This is a genomic window from Aliidongia sp., assembly GCF_035943795.1.
Lineage (GTDB): Bacteria > Pseudomonadota > Alphaproteobacteria > ATCC43930 > CGMCC-115725 > Aliidongia.
Window position 1 is genome coordinate 1 of record NZ_DASZBY010000031.1, and the last position, 2,666, is coordinate 2,666.

The window sequence follows — 2,666 nt, forward strand, 5'->3', positions numbered from 1 at the left end:
CCGGACCACGACCATGACGGCGGGCGAGGGTGCCAGCGCGCGCGCCCGCTCGTTCGGCATTCCGGCGATCGAGGTCGACGGCAACGACGTGTTGGCGGTCGATGCCGCCGCCGCCGAACTGACCCAGGCGATCCGCGCCGGAGGCGGGCCACGCTTCCTCCATGCCCGTACCTACCGCCTGACCGGCCATACCGGATCCGACCCTGCGACCTACCGCCCGGCCGACGAGGTCGCGGCGCGCCGGCTGGCCGAGCCGATCGGGCGCGCGGCCGAGCTGCTGCACGACGCCGGCGTGCTCACCGAAGAGTTGGCCGCCGACGCCAAGGCCGCGGTCGACGAGATGCGTGCCGCCTATGCCGCGGCGCTCGCCGCCCCCTTTCCGCCGGCCGACCAGGCCTTCACCGACGTGCAGGATGCGGGCGACCCCCGCGTGGAGGCGTTCTGATGGCGACCGCGAGCTACATGGAGGCCGGCCGCGACGCGCTGGCCGAGGAAATGCGCCGCGATCCGCTGGTCTGGGCGGTCGGCGAGGATCTGGGCCGCGGCGGCGTGTTCGGCCAGTACAAGGGCCTGGTCGAGGAGTTCGGGCCGGAACGCATCTCCGACGCGCCGATTTCGGAGGCGGCGATCATGGGCGCCGCGGTCGGGGCCGCGATGATGGGCACCCGGCCGGTGGTCGAGATGCGCTTTTCCGACTTCGCGCTCTGTGCGATGGACGAGCTGATCAACCAGGCGGCCAAGGCGCGCTTCATGTTCGGCGGCCAAACCCGGGTGCCCCTGGTGGTGCGAGAGCCGATCGGCATGTGGCGCTCGTCCGCCGCCCAGCATTCCCAATCGCTCGAAGGCTGGTACGCCCATGTGCCGGGACTGGTCGTCGCCTGCCCGTCCACCCCGGCCGACACCAAGGGCCTGCTGAAGACCGCGATCCGGTCCGACGACCCGGTCGTGTTCATGGAGCACAAGAACCTGTGGGCCCTGACCGGCGAGGTGCCGGACGGCGAGCATCTGGTGCCGTTCGGCGAAGCGCGCATCGTCCGGCCCGGCACGGACCTGACCATCGTATCCTGGTCGGCCCAGGTCCATGTCGCCGCCGAGGCAGCGGTAACCCTGGCTGCCGAGGGCATTTCGGTCGAGCTGATCGACCTGCGCACGCTCTGGCCCTGGGACAGGGACCGGGTGCTGGGCAGCGTCGAGAAGACCGGGCGATTGCTGGTTACCCATGAAGCGGTGTCCGTCGCCGGGTTCGGTGCCGAGATCGCGGCCACGGTCGCCGAGCGGCTGGGGCGGCACCTGAAGGCCCCGGTCCGGCGCCTGGGCGCGCCGCGCACGCTCATCGCCTACGCACCGCCGCTGGAAAATGCGGTCCGGATTACCGCCACGGCCACCGCCGACGCGGTCAGAAGCATGGTCGGGAGACGCTAGATGGCAGTGAACGAAATGACCGGCGGCGAGGCGCTCGCCCGGATGATCCAGGCGTTCCACGGCGGGCCGATGTTCGGCATGGGCGGGTTCCAGCTGCTGCCGTTCTACGACGCCGCGCGGCGGCTGAGCCTCGATCATCACCTGATCAACGACGAACGCGCGGCGGTCTTTGCCGCCGATGCCTACGCCAAGATCACCGGCCGGGTCGGATTGGCCGACGCCACCCTCGGACCCGGTGCCACCAACCTGGTGACCGGGCTGGTCGAGGCGCTGAACGCCGGCACGCCCATGGTGGTGCTGGTGGGCGACAGCCATCGCGGCCATTCCTGGAAGAACATGACCCAGGAATCCCGGCAGATCGACATCCTGCGCCCGGCCTCCAAGGAAGTAATCCGGGTCGAGCAGATCGAGCGTATCCCCGAACTGATGCGCCGCGCCTTCCGCGTCGCGACTTCCGGTCGGCCCGGCCCCGTCGTGGTCGACGTGCCGGAGGACATCTGCCACGCGACCCACGGCTTCGAGCCCGACGAATTTTCCGGCGACCTCGCGACCGAGTCGATCCCCGCGATCCGCTGCCGGCCCGATGCCGCCTCGACCGAGCGGGCGGCCGCACTGCTGGCAGCGGCGGAACGGCCGATCCTGCTGGCCGGCGGCGGCGTGCATCTGAGCCAGGCCGCCGACGCGCTGGCGGCCTTCGCCCAGGCGCTCAACCTGCCGGTCGCACACACGATGACCGGCAAGGGTGCCATCGCCTGCACCGATCCGCTGAGTGCGGGCCTGTTCGGCCGCTACGACCGGATCGCCAACGGCCTGATCGCGGAAGCGGACCTGGTGTTCGTGGTCGGCTGCAAGCTGGGCGAGATCGCGACCAAGCGCTTCACCGTGCCGCCCAAGGGCGCGCGCATCGTCCATCTCGACCTGCTGCCCGAGGAGTTCGGTCGCACGACCGAGCCGGAACTGGCGCTATGGGGCGACGTGCGCGAGACGATCGCCGAGCTGACCCGGCTGCTGGCGCCTCAAGCGTCGACGATCCAGCAGCGGCAGATCCCTTATGCCGCCGAGATCGCGCGCCGCATGGCGGCCTGGAAAGCCGGCGTGGTCGACAAATACACGTCCGAAGAAGTGCCGATCTCGATGGCACGCCTGATGGGCGAGCTGAACCAGCGCCTGCCGGCCGACGGCATCCTGGTCGCCGACGGCGGCTTCGCGGCCCATTGGGGCGGGCTGCTGTTCGACACCAAGCG

General features: G+C 70.8%; 3 protein-coding genes. All 3 read left to right on the plus strand.

Features of this window, described 5'->3' with window-relative positions:
* Positions 1–445: thiamine pyrophosphate-dependent enzyme (locus VGV37_RS04395; RefSeq protein WP_326878406.1), on the plus strand; the 445-nt coding region annotated here is incomplete at its 5' end.
* Entirely contained in the window at positions 445–1,422 is a 978-nt protein-coding gene (locus VGV37_RS04400; RefSeq protein WP_326878407.1) for an alpha-ketoacid dehydrogenase subunit beta, read from the plus strand. The genes VGV37_RS04395 and VGV37_RS04400, both read left to right, overlap by 1 nt.
* Positions 1,423–2,666, plus strand: a 1,244-nt coding sequence (locus VGV37_RS04405; protein ID WP_326878408.1) for a thiamine pyrophosphate-binding protein, incomplete at its 3' end; no start/stop codon positions are given.